Here is a 1,778-nt window from a genome sequence, read left to right as displayed (position 1 = left end):
CCGCTGCGCCAGCGCGGCTTCGGCAAGGCCCAGGCGCTGCTGTGGCAGTTGCCGGCGGCCGTGCTGCTGCGCGCCTGGCGCGCACTTGCCCAGCCCTGCAATGCGGCGCTGCTGAGCGGCACTGCCGGCGCGCGGCGCTGCGCCGAGTTCCAGCAGCGGCTGCCGCAAGACGGCCGGCCGCGGTTTTACGTCATCGTGATGCCGCAGACGCTGCATTTCCTGCAGCCCTGCCTGAGCCTGCTCGTGGACAGCGCACAGCTGGTGCTGCTGGCGAACGGCGCCCGGCGCTGGGAACGGCAATGGCTGGCGCGGCGCTTCCCGACGCTGCCCCTGCATGTGCTGCCGACGCTGCCGGCGTCCAGCGCACCGCATGGCGCGGTCGTCAGCCTGCTGCTGCGCACCGAGGGCGCCAGCTTTGGCATCCTCGACCATGACGCCTACGTCTTTGACGGCGGCCTGTTGCCGCGCTTGCTGCCCACGGGGCGGGACAGCATGGTCAGCTGCTTCGAGGCCCGCAGCGAGGGGACCGGCCTGGCCTACCCGCTGACGCATCTGCTCTTCCTCAACGCCCCGGTGCTGCGCGAGCTGATGGAGCGCTGGCAGGTCGACGCGCGCTTGTACCGTCGCGCTCCGGCCTCGGTGGCCGAGCCTTTTGCACAACTGCATCTCGGGCCGCGCAGCTACCTGAAGCCCTACCAGGGCTTCTTCGACACCCTGCACGTGCTGCTGATCGTGGCCCAGGCAGAGGGCTGGACGCCGCGCTTCGTGCCCATGGCCAGCGAGGCGCCGGTCTGGCATGTCGGTGGCACCAGCATCGGCAGCCACCACACCAAACCGCTGTTCGCCCTCTACCTGCACCTGCGCTTCCTGGAACTGGTGGGCGACGAGACGCTGAGCCGCCGCTACGCTTTCATGGCGGCACCGCTGACCCACTCCGATGAGGCGCTGCAGCGCTGTATGCCCGGCGATGCCGGCTGGCAAGGATTGCCCATCGCCTTGGCCCTTCTGGACAGGCTGCAGCAGCGCCTTCAGCCCCCCACAACCTGACGCGAGTCACGCCATGACCCAAGCCACGCCCCGTCCCTTCCAAGTCCTCGGCCTGCAGCAGATCGCCATCGGCGGCCTGGACAAGGACAAGCTGCGCCGCCTGTGGGTGGACCTGCTGGGCGTGCCGGTGACCGGCAATTTCAAGAGCGAGCGCGAGAACGTCGATGAGGACATCTGCACGCTGGGGCAGGGCGTGCATGCCGTCGAGGTGGACCTGATGCAGCCGCTGGACCCGGAGAAGAAACCGGCCGTGCATGCCACGCCGTTGAACCACATCGGCCTGTGGGTGGACGACCTGCCAGCGGCCGTGGCTGCCATGACGGCGCAGGGCGTTCGCTTTGCGCCCGGTGGCATCCGCAAGGGCGCGGCCGGTTACGACATCTGCTTCATCCACCCGAAGAGCAACGATGAGTTCCCCATCGGCGGAGAGGGCGTGCTGATCGAGCTGGTGCAGGCACCGCCCGAGGTGATTGCAGCACTGGGTTGAAAGGCGACTGCGCTCAGCCGGGCTGGCGCGCTGTGGTGGCGAGCTTGTTGAGGTCGACGCCGCTGATGACGCCGCGCAGCTGGTCGATGCCGACCTGCTCGCCCTTGGCCTCGACGATGACGCCGTTGGGCAGCAGCACCGACATCTCGGCGTGCGAGCCATCCTTGCGATAGTCCTCGCGCACCGTGCGGTCGCCCTGCTTGAACACGCGCTCGATGCGGCCATCGGCCTCCTTGTCGAGCGT

The 1,778-nt window shown here is 69.0% G+C and carries 2 protein-coding genes and 1 pseudogene; 2 read left to right on the top strand and 1 reads right to left on the bottom strand.

The genetic code is table 11. The features are described 5' to 3' along the window. Together ACXJKR_RS31460 and ACXJKR_RS31455 are read left to right on the top strand one after the other, a co-directional pair. Nucleotides 1–1,047: hypothetical protein (locus ACXJKR_RS31460; RefSeq protein ID WP_457326197.1), on the top strand; the 1,047-nt coding region annotated here is incomplete at its 5' end. A 13-nt stretch (nt 1,048–1,060) separates the two neighbouring features. Then, nucleotides 1,061–1,534, top strand: coding sequence for a VOC family protein (locus ACXJKR_RS31455; protein WP_056196628.1), 474 nt, complete (start codon nt 1,061–1,063; stop codon nt 1,532–1,534). A 13-nt stretch (nt 1,535–1,547) separates the two neighbouring features. Here the strand turns inward: ACXJKR_RS31455 and ACXJKR_RS31450 are convergent. Next, a pseudogene (locus ACXJKR_RS31450) lies at nt 1,548–1,778 on the bottom strand (Yip1 family protein); the annotation flags it as partial.

This window comes from Roseateles sp. P5_E11 (assembly GCF_054049355.1).
The sequence above is the reverse complement of the archived record's forward strand: the minus strand, read 5'-3'. Positions and strand labels throughout refer to the sequence as shown.